General features: G+C 42.3%; 24 protein-coding genes and 1 riboswitch. Of the genes, 14 read left to right on the top strand and 10 right to left on the bottom strand.

The window, feature by feature from the left end; all coding sequences use genetic code 11:
• Nucleotide 1: 1 nt before the first annotated feature.
• From FFF34_004640 to rplT, 3 genes are all read left to right on the top strand, one after another.
• Nucleotides 2-568: a translation initiation factor IF-3 gene (locus FFF34_004640; GenBank protein TSD66700.1), complete on the top strand. Its 567-nt coding sequence runs from the start codon at nt 2-4 to the stop codon at nt 566-568.
• An 87-nt stretch (nt 569-655) separates the two neighbouring features.
• A complete protein-coding gene (gene rpmI, locus FFF34_004635) occupies nt 656-856 on the top strand; it encodes a 50S ribosomal protein L35 (GenBank protein TSD66699.1) in 201 nt (66 codons plus the stop codon).
• Nucleotides 857-936: 80 nt separating this feature from the next.
• A complete protein-coding gene (gene rplT, locus FFF34_004630) occupies nt 937-1,281 on the top strand; it encodes a 50S ribosomal protein L20 (GenBank protein ID TSD66698.1) in 345 nt (114 codons plus the stop codon).
• Nucleotides 1,282-1,492: 211 nt separating this feature from the next.
• Here rplT and FFF34_004625 read toward each other — a convergent pair whose 3' ends face one another.
• Nucleotides 1,493-2,374 carry a DUF2892 domain-containing protein gene (locus FFF34_004625; protein ID TSD66697.1) on the bottom strand — a complete coding sequence of 294 codons (882 nt, stop codon included), beginning with the start codon at nt 2,372-2,374 and terminating at the stop codon, nt 1,493-1,495.
• A 56-nt stretch (nt 2,375-2,430) separates the two neighbouring features.
• A complete protein-coding gene (locus FFF34_004620) occupies nt 2,431-3,687 on the bottom strand; it encodes a serine hydrolase (protein TSD66696.1) in 1,257 nt (418 codons plus the stop codon).
• A 46-nt stretch (nt 3,688-3,733) separates the two neighbouring features.
• A riboswitch (cobalamin riboswitch) is annotated at nt 3,734-3,941 on the top strand.
• 32 nt (nt 3,942-3,973) lie between these two features.
• On the opposite strand from FFF34_004620, the gene FFF34_004615 reads away from it, so the two are divergent.
• The 3 genes from FFF34_004615 to FFF34_004605 all read left to right on the top strand — a co-directional run bounded on the left by FFF34_004615 (nt 3,974) and on the right by FFF34_004605 (nt 7,501).
• Complete coding sequence (locus FFF34_004615) at nt 3,974-6,022, top strand: TonB-dependent receptor (protein TSD66695.1); 2,049 nt, start codon at nt 3,974-3,976, stop codon at nt 6,020-6,022.
• Nucleotides 6,023-6,052: 30 nt separating this feature from the next.
• Nucleotides 6,053-6,625 carry a hypothetical protein gene (locus FFF34_004610; GenBank protein ID TSD66694.1) on the top strand — a complete coding sequence of 191 codons (573 nt, stop codon included), beginning with the start codon at nt 6,053-6,055 and terminating at the stop codon, nt 6,623-6,625.
• A gap of 186 nt (nt 6,626-6,811) precedes the next feature.
• A complete protein-coding gene (locus tag FFF34_004605) occupies nt 6,812-7,501 on the top strand; it encodes an NAD-dependent deacylase (protein ID TSD66693.1) in 690 nt (229 codons plus the stop codon).
• 334 nt (nt 7,502-7,835) lie between these two features.
• On the opposite strand, the gene FFF34_004600 is transcribed toward FFF34_004605, so the two are convergent.
• Nucleotides 7,836-8,084: a hypothetical protein gene (locus tag FFF34_004600; GenBank protein TSD66692.1), complete on the bottom strand. Its 249-nt coding sequence runs from the start codon at nt 8,082-8,084 to the stop codon at nt 7,836-7,838.
• A gap of 8 nt (nt 8,085-8,092) precedes the next feature.
• The gene (locus FFF34_004595; GenBank protein TSD66691.1) at nt 8,093-8,791 is read right to left on the bottom strand and encodes a DUF3291 domain-containing protein; all 699 of its coding nucleotides are present in this window, start codon (nt 8,789-8,791) and stop codon (nt 8,093-8,095) included.
• A gap of 74 nt (nt 8,792-8,865) precedes the next feature.
• Between FFF34_004595 and FFF34_004590 the strand changes: the two genes are divergently transcribed.
• From FFF34_004590 to FFF34_004560, 7 genes are read left to right on the top strand one after another with little or no spacing between them, the layout of a single operon-like run.
• Nucleotides 8,866-9,348 carry a GAF domain-containing protein gene (locus tag FFF34_004590; protein TSD66690.1) on the top strand — a complete coding sequence of 161 codons (483 nt, stop codon included), beginning with the start codon at nt 8,866-8,868 and terminating at the stop codon, nt 9,346-9,348.
• The gene (locus tag FFF34_004585) at nt 9,341-9,991 is read left to right on the top strand and encodes an alpha/beta hydrolase (protein TSD66689.1); all 651 of its coding nucleotides are present in this window, start codon (nt 9,341-9,343) and stop codon (nt 9,989-9,991) included. Before FFF34_004590 ends, FFF34_004585 begins: the two co-directional genes overlap by 8 nt.
• Nucleotides 9,988-10,590: a DNA-3-methyladenine glycosylase gene (locus tag FFF34_004580; protein ID TSD66688.1), complete on the top strand. Its 603-nt coding sequence runs from the start codon at nt 9,988-9,990 to the stop codon at nt 10,588-10,590. Before FFF34_004585 ends, FFF34_004580 begins: the two co-directional genes overlap by 4 nt.
• Nucleotides 10,591-10,627: 37 nt before the next feature.
• Nucleotides 10,628-11,125 (top strand): pyridoxamine 5'-phosphate oxidase family protein, encoded by a 498-nt coding sequence (locus FFF34_004575; protein TSD66687.1) that lies wholly within the window; start codon nt 10,628-10,630, stop codon nt 11,123-11,125.
• 44 nt (nt 11,126-11,169) lie between these two features.
• Complete coding sequence (gene kynU, locus FFF34_004570) at nt 11,170-12,456, top strand: kynureninase (protein TSD66686.1); 1,287 nt, start codon at nt 11,170-11,172, stop codon at nt 12,454-12,456.
• Between the two features lie 6 nt (nt 12,457-12,462).
• Nucleotides 12,463-13,317: a hypothetical protein gene (locus FFF34_004565; protein TSD66685.1), complete on the top strand. Its 855-nt coding sequence runs from the start codon at nt 12,463-12,465 to the stop codon at nt 13,315-13,317.
• 9 nt (nt 13,318-13,326) lie between these two features.
• Entirely contained in the window at nt 13,327-14,229 is a 903-nt protein-coding gene (locus FFF34_004560; GenBank protein TSD66684.1) for a histone deacetylase, read from the top strand.
• Here FFF34_004560 and FFF34_004555 read toward each other — a convergent pair.
• From FFF34_004555 to FFF34_004540, 4 genes are read right to left on the bottom strand one after another with little or no spacing between them, the layout of a single operon-like run.
• On the bottom strand, nt 14,226-15,599 hold the full coding sequence (locus tag FFF34_004555) for an MATE family efflux transporter (protein TSD66683.1): 1,374 nt from the start codon (nt 15,597-15,599) through the stop codon (nt 14,226-14,228). The two genes, FFF34_004560 and FFF34_004555, sit on opposite strands and share 4 nt — an antisense overlap.
• Before the next feature lie 38 nt (nt 15,600-15,637).
• On the bottom strand, nt 15,638-16,261 hold the full coding sequence (locus FFF34_004550) for an ATP-binding protein (GenBank protein TSD66682.1): 624 nt from the start codon (nt 16,259-16,261) through the stop codon (nt 15,638-15,640).
• A 9-nt stretch (nt 16,262-16,270) separates the two neighbouring features.
• On the bottom strand, nt 16,271-16,714 hold the full coding sequence (locus FFF34_004545; GenBank protein ID TSD67956.1) for a GNAT family N-acetyltransferase: 444 nt from the start codon (nt 16,712-16,714) through the stop codon (nt 16,271-16,273).
• Nucleotides 16,715-16,730: 16 nt separating this feature from the next.
• On the bottom strand, nt 16,731-17,204 hold the full coding sequence (locus FFF34_004540; GenBank protein ID TSD66681.1) for a DUF4442 domain-containing protein: 474 nt from the start codon (nt 17,202-17,204) through the stop codon (nt 16,731-16,733).
• Nucleotides 17,205-17,378: 174 nt separating this feature from the next.
• Here FFF34_004540 and FFF34_004535 point away from each other — a divergent pair, with 174 nt between their 5' ends.
• Nucleotides 17,379-17,594 carry a hypothetical protein gene (locus FFF34_004535; protein TSD66680.1) on the top strand — a complete coding sequence of 72 codons (216 nt, stop codon included), beginning with the start codon at nt 17,379-17,381 and terminating at the stop codon, nt 17,592-17,594.
• Nucleotides 17,595-17,651: 57 nt separating this feature from the next.
• Here FFF34_004535 and FFF34_004530 read toward each other — a convergent pair whose 3' ends face one another.
• Complete coding sequence (locus tag FFF34_004530) at nt 17,652-18,446, bottom strand: SDR family oxidoreductase (protein TSD66679.1); 795 nt, start codon at nt 18,444-18,446, stop codon at nt 17,652-17,654.
• 222 nt (nt 18,447-18,668) lie between these two features.
• Nucleotides 18,669-19,919 carry a tetratricopeptide repeat protein gene (locus FFF34_004525; GenBank protein ID TSD66678.1) on the bottom strand — a complete coding sequence of 417 codons (1,251 nt, stop codon included), beginning with the start codon at nt 19,917-19,919 and terminating at the stop codon, nt 18,669-18,671.
• Nucleotides 19,920-19,926 lie beyond the last annotated feature (7 nt).

Genomic DNA, 19,926 nt, shown 5'->3' with positions numbered 1-19,926 from the left:
CTTGGCTTTAAACAAACCATTCAACAGAGGACCAAGGCTTCCCTTTAAGAAAAAAGAGGCCGAACATAACATCAACCAGTTCATCAGGGCACAAGAAGTGCGCCTTGTAGGTGATAATGTTGAGCAGGGAGTTTTCTCGTTAAGAGATGCTTTGGCTATAGCTCAGGAACAAGATCTTGACCTGGTTGAGATATCTCCGAATGCTAACCCACCGGTTTGTAAGGTAACTGACTATAACAAGTTTATTTACGAGCAAAAGAAAAAGCTAAAGGAAATAAAAAGCAATGCCAAACAAACTGTAATTAAAGAGATTCGTTTTGGGCCTAATACTGACGACCATGACTTTGACTTTAAATTAAAGCATGCTACCAAGTTTTTAGAGTCGGGCGAGAAGGTGAGGGCCTACGTACACTTTAAAGGCCGTGCAATTGTATACAAAGAACAGGGCGAAATACTGCTGCTGCGCTTTGCACAAGCACTTGAAGATGTTGGTAAAGTAGAGCAATTGCCAAAGCTGGAAGGTAAACGTATGTTTTTAACCGTTGCCCCAAAAGCACTAAAAAAATAATTAATTGTGCTAATGCAGCAATGCAGGTGTACAGATGAAAATAAAACGTTGAGATAACGTAAACATCTAAAACAAATAAATATAGTTATGCCAAAAATGAAAACCAATTCCAGTGCTAAAAAGCGTTTTAAGCTTACTGGAACCGGTAAAATTGCCAGAAAAAACGCATACAAAAGCCACATCTTAACCAAGATGTCAACAAAACGTAAGCGTAACCTTAGTCACACAAGCTTAGTTTCAAAAGCTGACTCGGGTAATGTTAAACGTATGCTTTGTATAGGCAAGTAAGTAATTAATTAATTTTTAAACCAGGTATTAGAGTAACAAAGCTTCCGTAATGGAACACTCACTACCAAAAACAACAAAAAATGCCACGTTCAGTTAACGCAGTCGCGTCGAGAAGACGCCGGAAAAGGATCATGGACCTCGCCAAAGGTTATTGGGGTTCACGCAGCAAGGTGTATACCGTTGCTAAAAATACAGTTGAAAAAGGTTTGCAATATGCTTACCGCGACCGTAAAACCAAGAAAAGAGAATTCAGGGCTTTGTGGATACAACGTATCAACGCAGGTGCCCGTCAGCATGGAATTTCTTACTCTCAGTTAATTGGTAAATTAGCCGCTAAAGAGATCGGTTTGAACCGTAAGGTTTTAGCTGACCTGGCTATGAACCACCCTGATGCTTTTAAAGCCATCATTGACGCTGTGAAATAAGAATATCAGCTTATAAAAAAAGGCCTCCCGATTTGATCAGGAGGCCTTTTTTGTTGATATTACTTTACGTGTTTAACCTTTGTTGACGTAGCTATAAAGCATTCCACTTTTTTACACCCTTAAGCGCAATTTTTTTCATTTTTTTGCAGGTGTGCGCCTAACTAATATAACATTTTATTTGATATAAAAAAGCATAAGTTTTTGCTTTTTGCTAAATTATACGTCCTTCCGGGCCGGGTTGCTGGCCGCGATCAGTGGCGTAGGGCGACTGGCTGTCGTCTCCACCGGCAGGCTGCCCGCTGTTTTCGGGTTGCCCTTCTTCAGTGTTTGCATCCGGGTAAACGGGTGTTATAACGGCCTCTTCAATCACAATTACTTCTTCGTCGCCGGCATCCTGGCCGTCGTTTAGGTCCATGTATTGTTTAAAGTTACGCACATCGCTATCTACCATATTTTTAAATAGAGGGTTTAGTACATGGGCTATACTACCACCAACGCCACCTGCAGGCGGGCGGTAGGAGATAACCACATCCACCAGGGTACCTTCACCATCCGGGCTATCCTGGAAACGTACCTTGCCGGCATTATCGATAAGCGAATCGGGCAGCGAACTCCAGCCGATGAGGTAACCCGGTTCGTCTTTTACAATTTCTGCATCCCAACTTACTTTAGCTACCCCGGTGGGCAGTTTTAACACCCAGTGCGATCGTTTTTCGTCAATCACGTCAACGCTTTCTAAATGCTTCATAAAAAGGGGCAGGTTATCCAGCCTGCGCCAAAAGTCGTACACCTCGTACCGTGGTTTATCTATAACAAAGGATGAGCGGATATTTACATTAACCGGCTCGGTTGAGTTGCGACCCATGCGTGTGTAAAGGTCGCAGTGGCCGGTAATGCCCCGGTTTAACAGGTATCCACCCGCGCCTAGCTTAATAATGCTGGTAAATGGGCTTTTAAACAAGCCTTTGAAGCCCGATAAAGCCAGTTTAATACCTGTTGCTATTGATACCGTACGCTCCGCTTGCGATAGGTTAATAACCGCTTGTTCGTCGGCTGTGCCCCTCCATCTATGTTGTAATGCTGAACTTGTCATAAAATAGTTTTTTAGTTTAACAGCTAAACAAGCAGCGGGTTTTCTTTTAACGGATTTTATTTTCGCGAAGAATAATTAAATTTAAATTTAGTTAAAACTGGCAGGTGCTTTTTGGGGCGCCTTAATTCGTACTGGTAAAGCAACTGCCCAATGTTTTTAAGAAAGGGAAGGCATACGGTGGCGTACTCGTATTTGTTATCGTTGTAAATACCATCTTCGTTTGATTGTACAACGGCTGTTACCATAAACTCTACCTTATTTTTAAAATCTACGATGTAGGCGTTGTCAATGTCGTAACCATACGAATCGCCGGGTTTGTTAAATATCCTGATATCCGGGTTGATAGCCGCTGTGCTATCGGCACCGTAAAACAGGAATTTGCAAAAGGCCGGGTAATATTCGGGGCGGTTATAAGTGGGTTTGCTGCTCTCGGTAGGGAACATGCTTATATAACGGTATATAGAGCGATAATCGGCCGCTGTAAGGTTAAAACGTTGTGCTTTAGTGTAGGCCTCCGGAAAAAGCAGCCGTTTTAAAACCAATTGCTGGTCGGCAATGGTATAAACATTCTTCTCGCTAAAATCAAAGGGGGCGTTTACCAACTTATCATCTTTATCCAAATAGGCTTTACCCTGTATCATATTATCTAACTGCATAGGGTAGGTAGCCGCATCGTATAAGGCGGGTTGGTGGTAAATTAGTTTATCGCCCTTATAAAAGTCAATTGGGTTGGTATGCCCGGCTGCTTCGCCGCCATCGCCAATAGCCAGGCGGCCAATAATGCGGGTATGGTACAAACCATACTTTTTAAGCTTTTGGTTGATCTGTTGCCGACCAACAAACTCGTACAGCCGGTTGTAAGCATCGTTATCGCTTACCAGTAATATCTTCTTTATATAGTTGGCTATTGATGGATAGCCATTGGCCGCAGAGGTATCTGTAGTTACTTTAGTTTGTCCGTTAAAAGCACTGTCTGTTAACATATTAACATCCTTACTTAAACCTTTTAATTTAAGTTCATTCAACTTCTCTAAAGCAAAAATAGCGGTGGGCAGCTTTACCGTACTGGCGGGGTAAAAGTAGTGTTTGGGGTTTAAACGGTAACTGTACGACCGGAAATGCGGCACGTTATTTTTGTCGCGATCTATCTGCGTATATAATATCTGCACCTCGTTTTGGGTAGGATGGTTAAGTATGCCGCTAAACAATTCGGGGTGCGCCTGCAGCATGTTTTTTAGGAGCAGAGTATCGGGTTGTTGGGCAAAAGCGCGATCCGCGAAAAATAAAAGGGCCAGGCTAACTATCAGTTTCATTAAGTTAAATATACAAATGTTTGTTTGTGCTTATTAATACTTGTTGTATGTTTGCAGCGCTTTAGGTTCCCGGCACCGGTTTTTTCGGCGCCTGGATTAAAAGGGAATACAGTGTAAATCTGTAACTGTCCCGCAGCTGTAAGCTCTATTAACCGTAGTCCATTCTACAAAGGTCACTGTCTGTTTAACAACGGATGGGAAGGCCGGACAAAGGGGAGCAAGTCAGAATACCTGCCTCAGCATTATAATTATTCATAGCTTTCGTGGACTGAAGCTTGAATGTGGAATGCTCTTCTTAACAGGTGGCTGCGTTTTTCATTTGGTATTTTCCATGGTGTGCTATGATGCTTTGTTTGCATTATTTTTTACACGAATACCAAATCACAACATGAAAAAAAGTTACTTTAAAACCCTCGCAGGCATCATTTTACTCCCCTTAACTGTTAATACCGCTTTAGCGCAGGATAGTACCCGCACCCTTAACGATGTAGTTATAACCGCTACACGGTCGCCCAAAAAACTGAGGGATATTGGCCGCGTGGTAACCGTTATATCTGCCGAGCAGATCAACCGTTCGCAAGGCAAATCCTTACCTCAATTATTAAACACCGTACCGGGTATTACATTTTCGGGTGTAAACAATGCGCCGGGCATCAGTACATCGGTATATCTGCGTGGTGCGTCAAACGGCAATACGCTTATTTTGGTTGATGGTTTCCCGGTAAACAACGCCTCATCAATTGATGGCAGTTACGACCTGAATGCATTCCCTTTAGACCAAATAGAGCGCATAGAGATACTAAAAGGCAGCGGATCTACCCTATATGGCTCGGATGCAGTGGCAGGAGTTATCAATATCATCACCAAACACGCCAAACAACAGGGGTTAAACGGCTACGCGCAATTTGTGGGCGGCAGTTACAGCACTTTTAAAGAATCGGCAGGGTTGGCAGGCCGCATTAATAAAACAGCCATCGCCCTAAACCTGTCTAATACCGATTCAAGGGGGTTTGCAGCAGCTACCGATACATTGGGCACAAGCAATTTTAAGCGCAACGGCTTTCACCAACGTTCGTTAAGTTTTAATATAGACCAGCAGTTGAGCGATAAATTCACCGTTGGCGGTAATTTACAAACCAGCTACAACTATGGCAGCCTGCCATACGGTGCTTATACCAACGATGTTAACAACGATTACAAAAACACCTTTTTGTATGGTGGCTTAAACGCAAAGTTAATACTGCCTAAAGGCGCTTTAAACTTTAATCTGTCGCAAAACACCGTATGGAACAAGTTTAACAACCAAATACCCGATAACGACTCGACCCACCAGGTAACCAACAACATTGGCCGTATAACCAACGCCGAAGCAGTTTTAAACTACAACCTGGGCAAATATTTTGATATAACCAGCGGTGCATCGTTTAAAAACAGCAATACCAGCCAATACAGTTTGTACGAGTCGGCAGGGTACCATCCGGGCCCGTCGCGCATTGGCGATGATACCGCGCATAATAGCATTGCCAGCGCCTATACTTCTTTATTCTTTAAAAGCGATATATTCCATATGGAGTTGGGTGGCCGTTTTAACCACCACAGCCGTTACGGCGATAATTTTACCTATACCATAAACCCATCGGTTATACTGGCTAAGCAGTTTAAAGTGTTTGGCACCATTGCATCGGCATTTAAAGCCCCATCGCTTTACCAGCTAACATCCGAGTATGGCAACGCCAATTTAAAACCGGAGACCACCACATCATACGAAGCAGGCTTTAACTGGCAGATCATAGATAATGCCCTATCGTTTAACACGGTATTTTACAAACGCAATACTAAAGATGTGATCTACTTTTTCTCCCAATCGGTGCCGCCGTACAGCTCATATTACCAAAATGGCCGTTTTCAAAAAGATAGGGGTTTTGAAAGTGAATTAACTTACCAGGCAAATAACCTTAGCGCATCGGCATGGTTTGCGTATGTAACCGGCAAACAAACAGATGAGAATGGTATACAAACCGAAAACCTGTACCGCAGGCCCAAAACTACCTTTGGTGCTGATGTGAACTACCAGTTTAGCAACCGTTTTGCAGTAAGTGTAAACTATAAATATACCGGTAACCGCCCCGATCAAAATTTTGCTACCTACCCGGCAACCATAGTAACACTTAAACACTATAACCTGGTAGATGTGCATTTACAGTTTAAAGCGCTTAGCCAGCTTACCCTATTTGCCGATGTAAAAAACCTTACCGACGCCAAATACATCGATTGGTTGGGCTACAATACCATGGGCATAAACTTTATGGCCGGGGCCAAGTATAGTTTTAAATAGTTTTAGTAATTTTACCCCAACAGAAAAATTATGTCATTACAAAAGATCAATACCCGTAACATCGTACTTATACTAATGATTTTGGCTGCTGTGGCCATGCGTTTGGTAAGCTACAAGTTTCAGTTTTTAAGCAACTTTACACCGGTAGGGGCAATAGCACTTTTTGGCGGCGCTTATTTTACCGATAAATGGAAAGCTTACCTGGTGCCTTTAGCCGCCTTATTTATCAGCGATATATTTATTAATTACCTGTACACATCAAAGTGGGTGCTTTTTTACAGCGGCACACAATGGGTTTACCTGTGCTTTGCCATCATGGTACTGATAGGTACCTTTATTAAAAAAGTAAACTTTGGCAATGTATTAATAGCATCGTTAGCGGGTGTGTTGGTACACTGGTTACTAATGGATTTGCCATGGTTATACGGCAGCTTATATCCGCATACATTTGCAGGTTACGGCCAATCTTTATTGGCGGCTATTCCGTTTGAGCGCAACATGGTACTGGGCGATATATTGTTTGGCACCTTGCTTTTTGGCGGTTTTGAGCTGGCCAAAAGCAAATACACCATTTTACAAAACCAAAAACAGCTTGCCCTGTAAGGCAGGTTTTATATAAAGCAAAAGCGGTTTGTTAAATAACAAACCGCTTTTTTTATGGGTTGTGAATTTGCAGTATGGACATGAGGAGGCGCGAAGTATCGTGCCTCTACGAGGGAATAATAAATAATTGTTTAATTTGTAGAGACACGATACTTCGTGTCTTATTTACTTTAAACGCACTCAACCATGAAGAACATAGTAATACTCACCGGAGCCGGAATAAGCGCTGAGAGCGGCTTAAAAACCTTTAGAGACAGCGACGGACTGTGGGAGGGGTACGACATACAAGAAGTAGCCACACCCGAAGCCTGGGAGCGTAACCCGGCCCTGGTGCAGGAGTTTTACAACGCCCGCCGTAAATCGGTTTTAGAGGCAAGCCCCAATGCGGCACATTATGCCCTTGCTAAACTGGAGGAGAAATATAAGGTAACCATTATCACCCAAAATATAGACGACCTGCACGAAAGGGCGGGATCAACCAACGTGGTGCATTTACACGGCATCATTACCCGGTCGCAATCAAGCATCAAAGCCAACCTTACTTACCCTATAGATGGATGGGAACTAAAGATGGGGGAGACCTGCGAATTAGGTTCGCAGCTGCGGGCACATGTGGTATGGTTTGGCGAGGCGGTGCCCATGATAGAAACCGCCGCGCGGATATGCACAGGAGCTGAGCTTTTTATTTTAGTGGGCACATCGCTGGCCGTGTACCCAGCCGCCGGGTTAGTGAACTATGTACCCCGGGATGTAACCAAATACATTATTGACCCTAACATACCCACCATACAAAATAACCGCATAGTTGAGATGCCGTACCCCGCCACGATAGGGGTGCCCATGCTGGTAGATGAATTGATGGAAAACAGCAAATAGTTACTTCATAAAAGCTAGGTGCTATTCGACCGGAAATCATTATTTTGTCTGCGACAAGCAGGGGTTAAGCTTACACCAAAAACAGACCTTTTTAGCTATAAAAATGGTGATTTAAGTCGCCAAATAAAATTCTGTTCAGCTTTTATTTATTTCATAACTTATTAATTATCAATATATTAATAAGATTATTTGTAGACTAATGTTTATCAGATTTTTTTAGCCGATTTGGGCGATTAAACCTTTTATACTTAAAGGGCCGCCAAATTTTATTTGGCGGCCTTTTATTAAAATACACAATTGCTTATTTTACAATAAGTTATGTTATTTATATCATCTAATAGTTATACCTAAAATAGGTATCTTTAAAATCCTGGTGCATCGCCTTAAAACGTGCCGAAACCGTCTTTAAAAACTCCTCGTCGAGTATTTCAAAAACGCTGTTTACACCTTCTGTTAAATCCATCTCGGGTATCTTGTAGGTTTGCTCCATGGCACCCTGTTCTATCTTAATGATGAACTTTTGGTTCATGTTTAAAATGGATATTTTAAATTCAGGGTGGGGTAGTTCTGCAATAATTCTCATGGTGTATTTTATTTGATGACCCCTGCTAAAGGATCCGTTCCGTTTAGTGTTCCTACACTTTCCAATATCTTAAACCGAGCGAAAAGTTCCTCGCTATACCAGTCCTCGCTTCTTGTTTTTTTGATCACTTCGGCATGAGTTTTACTCCCGTAGGCAAAAGCCTTCATTTGCTCCATACTTTCCCATATCGAAAAAGTAGCCTGCCGATAAACCGGTGCTTCGCCTATACCAAAAGAGGTAATGTAACCAGGCGCGCCGGTCATCAGGTTAGCTACCTCATCAACATGTGCCCAAAAGTTTTTTAAACGGGTAAAGCGTATAGTAGCGCGGGTAAGTACCGCTACAGGGCCATCGCCAATAGGAGTGTTTGTATTGCCAAAGGGTTCCTTGCCATCCCATTTGCCGTGGCTTTGCAGCGGTTGGCATAAAACCGTCCATTGCTCGGCGCCTAAAGCTTTCCACCATTTGCTTACAAACGATGTTTTGGCAAAGCGGTCGTAAGCTTCGCGGTCTTCCCAGGCAGCCATTAGGCCCCATTGCTGCCAGTCGGGCTGCAAATCGAAAGTACCGTTACGTCCGCTGCCTAATAGCTTCCAAAAGGCACAGCCATCCTGCAGCCACATGGGCAGGCGGTGCAAGGCCATAGCCAGCAGCGCAAATGGCACAAATGCTTTGCGGTAACGTATAATAGTGAGGCTAACGATCATTTACCGCTAAATAAAATATTAAATATGATATTTAGCTTATTTTACTTTCAACAAGGCATCATTACATTTGCTTTATGGCAGAAGACTTACATATCATCGCATCAACAAGTAAAGAAGAGCAGTACAAATCGCTTATCCCGCAAATAGAGGCACTGCTTTACGGCGAAACCGACCTGGTGGCCAACATGGCTAACATTTGCGCTGCCTTAAAAGAGCAGTTTAAATGGTTTTGGGTAGGTTTTTACCTTGTGAAACAAGGCGAATTGGTATTAGGGCCTTTCCAGGGGCCGGTTGCCTGTACACGCATAGGTAAGGGTAAAGGTGTTTGCGGTACCTCATGGGCCAATGCCGAAACTTTGATAGTACCGGATGTGGAGGAATTTCCGGGCCATATAGCCTGCAGTTCCTTATCACGATCAGAAATTGTGCTGCCCTTATATGCCAATGGCGAAGTAGTTGGCGTGCTGGATGTTGATAGCGCCGACCTAAACGAATTTGACGAAACTGATGCCCAATACCTCGCACAGATCGTAAAACTAATAGACTTTAATGCGTAAGATATATTTAATAGCCGGTTTGGGTGCCGATAGTCGCCTTTTTAAGAACATCAACCTGCCCGGCGAGGAAATTGTACTTACCAACTGGCTAATACCCGATCCGGATGATACATTAACCAGCTACGCCACCAAACTTATACAGCAATACCATATACAACCGGGATCGGTGGTAATTGGCGTATCCTTAGGCGGAATGCTAACCGTTGAAATAGCCAAACAGGTAACGTTGGAAAAGGCAATCCTGATATCGAGCATTAAAACAGATAACGAGGCGCCTTTTTACTTTAGGGTATTCCGCAAAGCGCCTATATATAAATTTACACCCAAAGGACTGTTTGCACGCTTAGGGTTTATGATAAAGCCCCTGTTTGGTAAAATGGAACCCGACGACCAGGCCCTGTTTAAGGATATGCTGGAAAAATCGTCGCCGGTGTTTATTAAATGGGCTATGGGTGCCGTATTAGCCTGGCGAAATGCGGTACTGATACCCAATTTATACCATATTGTAGGCGATAAAGATCTGGTATTCCCTATCGAAAACATTAAAAACACTACCACGGTTATTAAAGGCGGCAGCCATATTATGATATTTGATAAAGCCGATGAGATAAACCGCGTGTTGACCGGCATACTAAGCAAATGAAACTACCTGAAAGCTATTACCATAACAACAATGTGGTGGCCGTAAGCCGCAATCTGATAGGTAAATACCTGTTCACTTGTATCGACGGTGAACTTACCGGTGGATATATTGTTGAAACAGAGGCCTACGCAGGGGTTATTGATAAGGCTTCACATTCCTACGGTGGGCGTAATACACCACGCACGCAAACCATGTATATGCAGGGTGGTATATCTTATGTATATTTATGCTACGGTATCCACGAAATGTTTAATATCGTAACATCGGTTGAGGGGCAGCCCCATGCTATTTTAATTAGGGCTATACAACCCACTGATGGGCTGAATACTATGCTAATGCGCCGTAATATGGAGACTATCAAACCAAACATTACAAAAGGACCCGGTTCGGTGGCTAAGGCTTTGGGAATATCGCGCAAAATAAATGCGCTTAGTTTGCAAAGCGATGTGATATGGGTTGAAGACAGGGGACTAAGCTTTAACGACAGCGAAGTAGCAGCGGGACCCCGCATAGGTGTTGCCTATGCAGGCGATGATGCCTTGCTGCCTTACCGCTTTTATGTTAAAGGAAATATTTATGTGAGCAAACCGAACAAATGATTTTATCGTTGGTTAATTAACCTAAATTGTAAACACTATGAGCGATTGGTCGAAAACAGAGAGCCTAAAATATTTCAGGGATAAGATAAAGGAAGTTAAAACAGCCATGCTGACTACTTATAGTCGCGAGAAGGGCTTCAATAGCAGGCCAATGGGCACTGCCGATGTTGATGAACAAGGTAATATTTGGTTCTTTACAGACGAGTACTCGCCTAAAGTGAGCGAAATATCGGTAGAAAACACCGTATCGTTAACCTATTCAGATTCGGATAACCACACCTACCTAAGTATTGTTGCCGAGGCAACTGTGGTAGAAGACAGGGAAAAGATGAAAGAACTTTGGAACCCTTTTGTAAAAGCGTTTTTTCCGAAGGGATTGGATGACCCAAAGCTAACCCTGCTAAAAGTTGAACCCACAGATGTTGAATATTGGGATAGCAGCAGTAGTAGCATGGTAGTATTGTTTAACATGCTTAAAGCGGCCGTAACCGGTAAACAATACGACGAAGGCAAACACGGAAAAATAGATTTATAAAACAAGGGCGGATGTATCATCCGCCTTTTTTGTATTATTGGCTGATGAACTACCAGAACACATTAGAATTTGCGCTTCAGCTGGATGAGCAGGACCCCTTAAAACATCTGAGGGATCAATTTTTATTCCCAAAATATAATGGACAGCAAGCTATATACCTGTGTGGCAATTCGCTGGGCCTGCAACCTAAAGCAGCAAGGCAATATCTGCAAGACCAGTTAAACAACTGGGAAGATGAAGCGGTAGAAGGATGGTTCCGCGGCAAATCGCCGTGGTTAAGCTATCATAAGCAATTAATAGCACCGTTGGCCAGGCTGTTAGGCGCAAAACCAACCGAAGTTACCGTAATGAATTCACTTACAGTAAATCTTCACTTACTAATGGTAAGTTTTTATAAACCAACCAATAAACGTTTTAAAATATTGATGGAAGCAGGTGCTTTCCCCTCAGATCAATACGCTATTGAAAGCCAGGTTAGGTATCATGGCTATACGCAGCAACAGGCCGTTATAGAGGTGTCGCCACGGGTGGGAGAGTTTATATTACGAACCGAAGACATCATACAAAAGATAGCCGAACATGCAGATGAATTGGCCCTGGTGATGTTCAGCGGCATTAATTATTACACAGGGCAATACTTCGACCTGGAAGCTATTGCAAAGGCCGGACATGCGGCTGGTGCCTATGTAGGCTTCGACCTGGCCCACGCGGCGGGAAATGTTGAAGTTAAGCTGCACGACTGGCAAGCCGATTTTGCCTGCTGGTGCTCGTACAAGTACATGAATTCGGGTCCGGGAGGGATAAGCGGCGTATTTGTACACCAAAAGCACTTCACCGATACTACATTAAACCGCTTTGCAGGCTGGTGGGGCTATGAACATAGCAAACGCTTTTTAATGGCTCCAGGCTTTGAACCCGAAGTTGGTGCCGAAGGATGGAATGTGAGCACCGCACCCATAATGCTGATGGCTTTGCACAAGGCAGCTTTAGATGTATTTGAACAAGCCGGCGGCTTACACCCCCTTAGGATTAAAAGTGAAAATTTAACCGGTTACCTGGAATACCTGATTAATGACATTAATGCCCGGCATGGTAAACATATGCTAAGTATTATTACACCCGTTAACGCGAAAGAACGCGGGTGCCAACTATCTGTGGTGTGTAAAAAGAACGCCAGGGATATTTTTGATTACCTGGCCAGCAACGGCGTAATTGGCGACTGGCGCGAACCCGATGTAATTCGCCTTAGCCCCGTGCCGTTATATAATTCATATACCGATGTATTTAAAGCTGCGGAATGCCTTTTTAAAGCCATTACAGCCCTTAACTAATACCAGATGATATACTATAACCCCAAGGAGTGGTTCTCGCTTATATTCAAATTTAATAAGGCCGATACGCTGCGCGAATTGCTGCCGCTGATGCTAACGGTGAGTTTATATGCAGGTGTGGTTACATTTTTGATAATTGATTTTTGGAAAATACCCGAAACCAGTTTATTGCGAAAGGTAATTTATGTGCACCAAACCATTGGTTTTGTGTTCTCGCTGTTGCTGGCGTTCCGCATCAACTCGGCGTACGACCGCTGGTGGGAGGGCCGCAAATTATGGGGGAGCCTTGTAAATAATAGCCGCAACCTGGCCATTAAGTTAAAGCATTTAATAAACACAGAAGAGCAGGCTTATTTCAATTACACCATTCCGCTTTATGCCCGGGTGCTGCGGAATCATCTGCGCGAAATGTATGTACCCGAAACACAAGCATTTATAACTATTGATACCAGCCGCCATGTTCCTAACCAGGTGGCATCGGGTCTTATTAAAAACATTTACCGCTTAAATAAACAGGGGCAGATAAACCCGGAGCAATTAATGAGCATTACCGCCGAAATGACTTCGTTTACAGATATATGCGGTGCCTGCGAGCGTATCAAAAAAACACCTATACCGTATTCGTATAGCGTATTTATTAAAAAGTTCATCTTTACCTACATTATCACCCTGCCTTTTGCCTGGGCGTTTGATCTGAAATATTTTATCATCCCTATTATTGGCTTCATCCTTTTTGTATTTGCCAGTATAGAATTGCTGGCAGAGGAAATAGAAAACCCTTTTGGCGTTGATGCTAACGACCTGCCGCTTGATGAGATATGTAACAATATAGACAAACACATTGGCGAAATATTTTCATAATAACAATGTATGCTTAAAATAGCTTACAACCCCATATACGCCCACCCGCTACCTGAAGGTCATCGTTTCCCGATGCTGAAGTACGAACTGATACCCGAACAACTGTTGCACGAAGGAGTAATTACTGCCGACAATTTATTCTCGCCGCAGCCACTGGATGAGGCAACCATTTTGCTTACACATGATAAAGCCTACTGGGAGCGGTTACGAGATCTTACCTTGCCTGCAAAGGAAGCGCGGCGCATAGGCTTTCCATTATCGGCACAATTGGTTGAGCGCGAGATACGCATTGCCAGGGGCACTATTGACGGATGCCATTTTGCATTTGAACATGGCGTGGCCTTTAATGTGGCCGGCGGCACACACCATGCCGGTAGTAATTGGGGCGAAGGTTTTTGCCTGTTGAATGACCAGGCTATAGCCGCTAATTATTTGTTAAGTAAGAATTTAGCATCATCTATCTTAATTATCGATTTAGATGTGCACCAGGGTAATGGCACAGCGCAAATATTTGAAAAAGAAAACCGGGTGTTCACTTTTTCGATGCATGGCGACAAAAACTTTCCGTTTAGAAAAGAGCACTCTGATCTGGATATCCCACTGGATGACGGGATTGCAGATGATGCTTATTTACAGATTTTGACCGATACCTTGCCGCAATTAATAGACCGGCTACAACCCAATTTTATATTTTATCTGGCTGGGGTGGATGTATTAGCATCAGACAAACTGGGCAAACTTTCGTTATCAAAAGAAGCCTGCAAACAGCGCGACCAGTTTGTATTTGAACAATGCCGTAAAAACAACATACCTGTACAGGTTAGTATGGGCGGCGGATATTCGCCAAACATTAAAGATATTGTAGAGGCACATTGTAATACCTACCGTGTTGCCAACGACTTGTATTTTTAACGTATATCGTCGATAATTACTGCCTGATGGCTTTTGCTGATGACCTGAAAACGCCAGAAAAGCATAATTGAGGCTGACATCAAGCCCGAAACCAGCCCGTACCAAACACCCATTACACCTAAATTTAGATGTATACCCAGCAGATATGCTATGGGCAAACCAATTATCCAATAAGATATAAAGGTGATCACTGTTGGTATATTTACATCGCCCATGCCGCGTAATATCCCTAAGCCAACCACTTGTGTACCATCAAAAAGCTGAAAGAAAGCGGCAACTATAAGTAATTGTTGTGCAATGGCTATTACTTGTTTGTCTGAAGTATATATCCAGGGCAAAATATGGTTAAACAGCGTAAATATAACCGCCGTGCAGCACATAAATGCAATAACAATATGATAGTTTGATATGGCGGATAACCTCAGTTGCCGGTGGTTTCCCGATCCGAAATAATTACCTGAGCGTATGGCTGCAGCCGACGATACGCCACTGGCCATCATATACGTCATGGCGGCAAGGCTTATGGCCACCTGGTGCGCGGCTTGCGGCACGGCCCCTAACGAGCCAATAAATAATGCTGCCCCGCCAAACGCGCCAATTTCAAATACATACTGCAAGGCAACCGGAGCGCCAATTTTTAGTATTTGCAAACTACGCAGGCGGTCAACATTTTTAATAGCGAAATCAGTAAGGTACTTTCTGAAGATAGGGGAGCGAAATACATAAACAGCCATTACTATAGCCATTACACAACGATCAATAAGGGTACTATAGCCCACGCCGCGCACACCCATAGGCTGTATGCCAAATAAACCCTTTACAAATATAATACCCAGACAAATGTTAAGCACATTGCCCCAAATAGATATCAGCATGGCCTGTTTGGTAAAGCCAAGTCCCTCGGCAAATTGTTTAAATGTATTAAATACCAATAAAGGAATAAGCGATAAGCTAAGCAACAATAAAAATGGCCGTGCCTGTTGCACCACTTCGGGCGATTGATGCAGCTTGTCTATCACCAAAATAACACCAAAGTATATAAACACAAATAATACAAGGCCCGTAAGCAGGTTTAAAAACAAACTGTTAGATAATAACCTGCCGCACTCTTTATGATCGTTACGGCCATTATATTGGGCTATAAGTGGTGTAATACCATAGCTGATGCCCATACCGATAACCAATGGCACCATAAACAAACTACCTACTAAGGCTACGGCTGCAAGGGAGGCAGTACCCGCAAAGTGGCCCACAATAACCGAATCTGACATCTGCACGAGGGTATGCCCAAGCTGCGATATCACTACTGGGATAGCCAGCTTAAGGCTATCCTGGTAATACGAACGATATTTGTGGTAAGTGGCTTTCATTACTAAGGGAGGCAAAAGTAATGAATAGCTGAGTGAATTTAGCTGGCTGTGTAAAACTCTTCTTTTTCAGTCGTGTGCACGCGTATAACGCCGGATAATACCAGATTAACCAATATGCGTTGGGCACGGCGGCGGCCTATGTTCAGCATGTCGCAAAATTCCTTAACAGTAATACGCTGAGTAGCTTCCAAATGCTCTAAAAGGGCTTTTTCCTTTGATGTATATTCTATCAACACACCATTATCATCAGCTGATCGTTTTAAAACATCAACAACAATTTTGCTGGCCAATACGCTTTTATCTTTAACACGTATATATACCCACCATTTGCCATCCTCGGCAAGCGAATAGTGTGGTTTTAGGCTACTCTCGGGTATGTTAACCACCAGCACCAACTTATCATCATAATAAACCTCTTCAAATTCGGGCTCGAGTGCAGGGCGGGTAAAAAAATTAGCCGCCTTGGTTATCATATAGCGCTCTTCGTCCTCGGCTTTTACACCTTTAATGGTACCATCATCCAAAACACCTATCAGCAACCGGCCACCAACATTATTAGCGAACGACACCATCGTTTTAGCTATTTTTTCGCAGCTGGTAATGGTTTTTTTAAAATCAAGCGATACGCCTTCACCCTCAAAAATCAGTCTCTTTAAATTCATCTCTCTTAATTAATCCTGTATATAAGGCGTAAAAATCTGCATCCATACTTCGGGATTTGTTACCTCTTTAAACCCAAACTGCTTATATAAACCGTGCGCATCCTGCGTAGCTAACGACCATCGGCGCAAGCCCTGCAGTTCATCATGGTTTATTATACTTTGCATCAGCCACTTCGATAAACCAAAACCACGGTATGCCGGTAGCACAAACACATCGCATAGGTAAGCAAAGGTGGCTTTATCAGTAACTACACGGGCAAAACCGGCCTGTTTACCATCTTTATACACACCAAAGCACATCGAGTTATTGGTAGCTCTAAGCAGCCTGTCTTTAGGTATCCCTTTAGCCCAGTACGATTGCTTATCCAGGTAGTCGTATACAGCTTCAAAATCTATCAGGTTAACGTCGGTACTTATTAAAAATCCCTTTTTTATAAAGGCGGCATCATTCATAAACACAAGCATCTGTTTATAGTTCTGTTTTAAAATTTAAATCGCGTATGTACACCTCGTTTATCAGCGATACGCATATTTCGCCATCGGTATTATAAATATCTAACGGAAAAGCATGTTCATACTTGCCGTATATGCTTAAGGTTTGCCGGGCATGTTCAATATCTGCATCAGTTATTTCAACTTCAAAAAACAGATTGGTTAACCCCGGTTTTAAAAAGTCTATTTTTGCTGATTTAGACCATATTTTAAGTTTGCCGCCTTTTGTATTTAATATTTGGTTAAATAAAACCGGGTAAAATGGGTCGGCCGCTGCAAAAATCGTCCCGCCAAATATGCTTCCGTTCGGGTTTTTATTTAATAAGCTTTTATTTATTTTAACCTTTACACTCCTAAAACCCTTGCCGAAACGCTGTACCCATATCCGCTGAAACAAAAGGGGAGGGTAGAGGCGCATCATCCATTTCAGCATATTTTCTGATACTACCATTAACGTTAAATATCAGAAAAATATTGAGCATGTATGTATAATACCCACATTATTTACAAATACAGCACAAAATTTACATATGCCAATAGTTTGGAACAGACTTTGCAATACTAAGCCGAACATGTATAAGATTTTTATACATCTAACAAATTGAAAACTTTTAAACTTATATCTATGAAAAAGCAAATTTTGAGTTTCGCGTTAGTAGCGACGATCTTCGGTTCATTGGCAATGGGTTGTAGCTCAACAAAGAGCGCCGGAAACGCTTCTGACAGTACAGCTACAGATTCAACAGCTACTACGGTTGCGCCGGCTACTACAACTTCGCCCACTACTACCGATACCACTAAAAGGGACACCACCACAAGAGATACTACCAAAAAGCCATAATGCTTTTGGTTAACGTTAGCCCGGGCTATTATAGTCCGGGCTTTTTTGTGCGTATTTTTAGAACGCTGTTTTTATAACACCACCGTCTGCACGTAATGTTGCCCCATTAGTAGCCGACGACAAAGGGCTGGCAATATAGGTTACCATGCTGGCTATCTCATTAGGCGCTATAAAGCGCTTAATAAGTGACGAACCACGCATATTGGTAAAAAATTCCTTTTCCATTTCTGCATCGGTTAATCCCTGGTCTTTAGCTACGGCTTTTATAAACGCAGTGGCACCTTCGGAAGCAGTTGGACCGGGTAAAACGGTATTAACAGTAACATTTGTACCTGTTGTTAACTCGGCTAAACCGCGGGCAACGGCTATTTGGGCGGTTTTTGTCATGCCGTAATGAATCATTTCTGCAGGTATTTGTATACCTGATTCGCTTGATATAAATATAACACGACCCCAGTTATTGGCCAGCATCTTATCAAAATATGCCCGTGATAACCGTACACCGCTCAAAACATTCACTTCAAAAAATTTAAACCATTCGGCGTCGGTAATTTGTTTGAATTCCTTCGGATCAAAGATCCCTACATTATTTACCAGTATATCAACCTGCGGCAATTGGCTTATCAGATTCTCTACTTGTTGCTTATCCGCAAAATCGGCTATTAAACCTTTAATATTTGCATTGCCAGTTTCGGCAATTATTTTTTGTACCGCAGCGTCAACACGTTTTTGTTCGCGGCCATTAACATATACATTAGCGCCCTCGGCTGCTAACGACCTGGCTATAGCATAACCAATGCCGGCTGTTGAACCAGTAACCAGCGCTGTTTTATTTTTTAATTGCAAATCCATATATCACTAAATTTAATTAGGCAAGTGTAAATAATCTAACTTACAATATATTAAGGTATATAGAAAGATGTTTTGAGATTGACATATCTAACGTATATTCCACACTTAGCATAATCAAAATTAATTCTCATAATTAACATTATGTTAAGTATTAATATAAAATTTAAGCCCGCTATAGTAGCGGGCCTAAATAAATAAATAAATAATTACTCCTTCTGCCTATTAGTTTTTAGGTAATGCATCTAACTGTGCTTTTATTTTAGCGGCGTTAGCATCGTCTTTTGTGCCTTTGTAATAAGTTAATAAGTTACTTAATGCATCTGGCGATTTTGGATTAAGTTCAACCGCCTTTAATAAGTATGGTTTAGCTAATTCAAACTGTACTTTAGCTTTGGCTATTGCGGCTTCATATTCTTTTTGCTTGTTTGCAGGCAATCTGTTAGCTGCATTGTAGCTATCAATTGCAGGTGCTATGATAACATAACCCAGGTTTAAGTTAGCTTCAAAATAGTTAGGATCAATTTCCAGCGCCTTTTTATACATAGCATTTCCTTTTTCAAAGCTATCTGTTCTTTTTGCTAACAATGCTGTTTTTGCAGCAGCATCTTTTGTTTTGTTAGCTTGAGAGCCATATTCGTCAGCTGCTTGCGAGTATACCAAGCCAGCGTAGTAATACAGATCTTTATTTTTGGGATCGTTTGCAATAGCAGCCTGAATTTTATCAAGCACTTCTTTTTGTTTACCACTTTGCAAGCTTATAACAATCTCTTTTTTCCTTAATTCGGCATTTTTAGGATATTTAGCCAAGCCATCGCTTATTGCTTTTAAAGCTGCGGTTGTATCTTTAGTTTCTAAGTATATCGATGATAGATCGCCATATACACCTTCGTTACCGGAGTATTTAGTAGTTACTAATTTGTTATAGTTAGCGATGGCTGCAGGATAATTTTTAGCGTTTAAAGCAGCAAGGCCTGTATATAATATAGCCGTTGTATCTTCGGGCAATACAGTGCGGTAAAAATCGAAGGCTTTGTAGGCATCTTCATACTGTTTGGCCTGGAATGCCTTCACACCTTTTTTAATTTGATATTGGGCTAATATAAGGTATCCATTATCAATCAGCTTTTTAAATTCGCCCTTTGTATCTGCTTCTTTCGCTTTTGTTAAGGCCTCTTGCGCGATAACAAAATTAGGCATTGATGTAGTGGCAACAGTATCGTTTTCGGCTAACGACGCATAAACACCACCTTTTACTGCATAAGTTTGAGGCAGTGTTGCTGTTTTGGTATTTGCAGCGGCTTTGTCGATAGATTCTTTGGCCTTTTGTAAACTTGGCAAAGCCAATGTAGGCTGGCTTTTCAAACTTTCATACTTATCATATTCCGTTTGTGCTGTGTTCAACTCCCCTTTTTGCGCAAAGGCAGTTACTGAAATTAGACCTAAAAGGCCGGCCATAAAAAATTTAATTTTCATTTGTATA

Source organism: Inquilinus sp. KBS0705, assembly GCA_005938025.2.
In the GTDB taxonomy this organism is placed as follows: Bacteria; Bacteroidota; Bacteroidia; order Sphingobacteriales; family Sphingobacteriaceae; genus Mucilaginibacter.
This window is presented reverse-complemented; position numbering and strand designations above follow the sequence as displayed.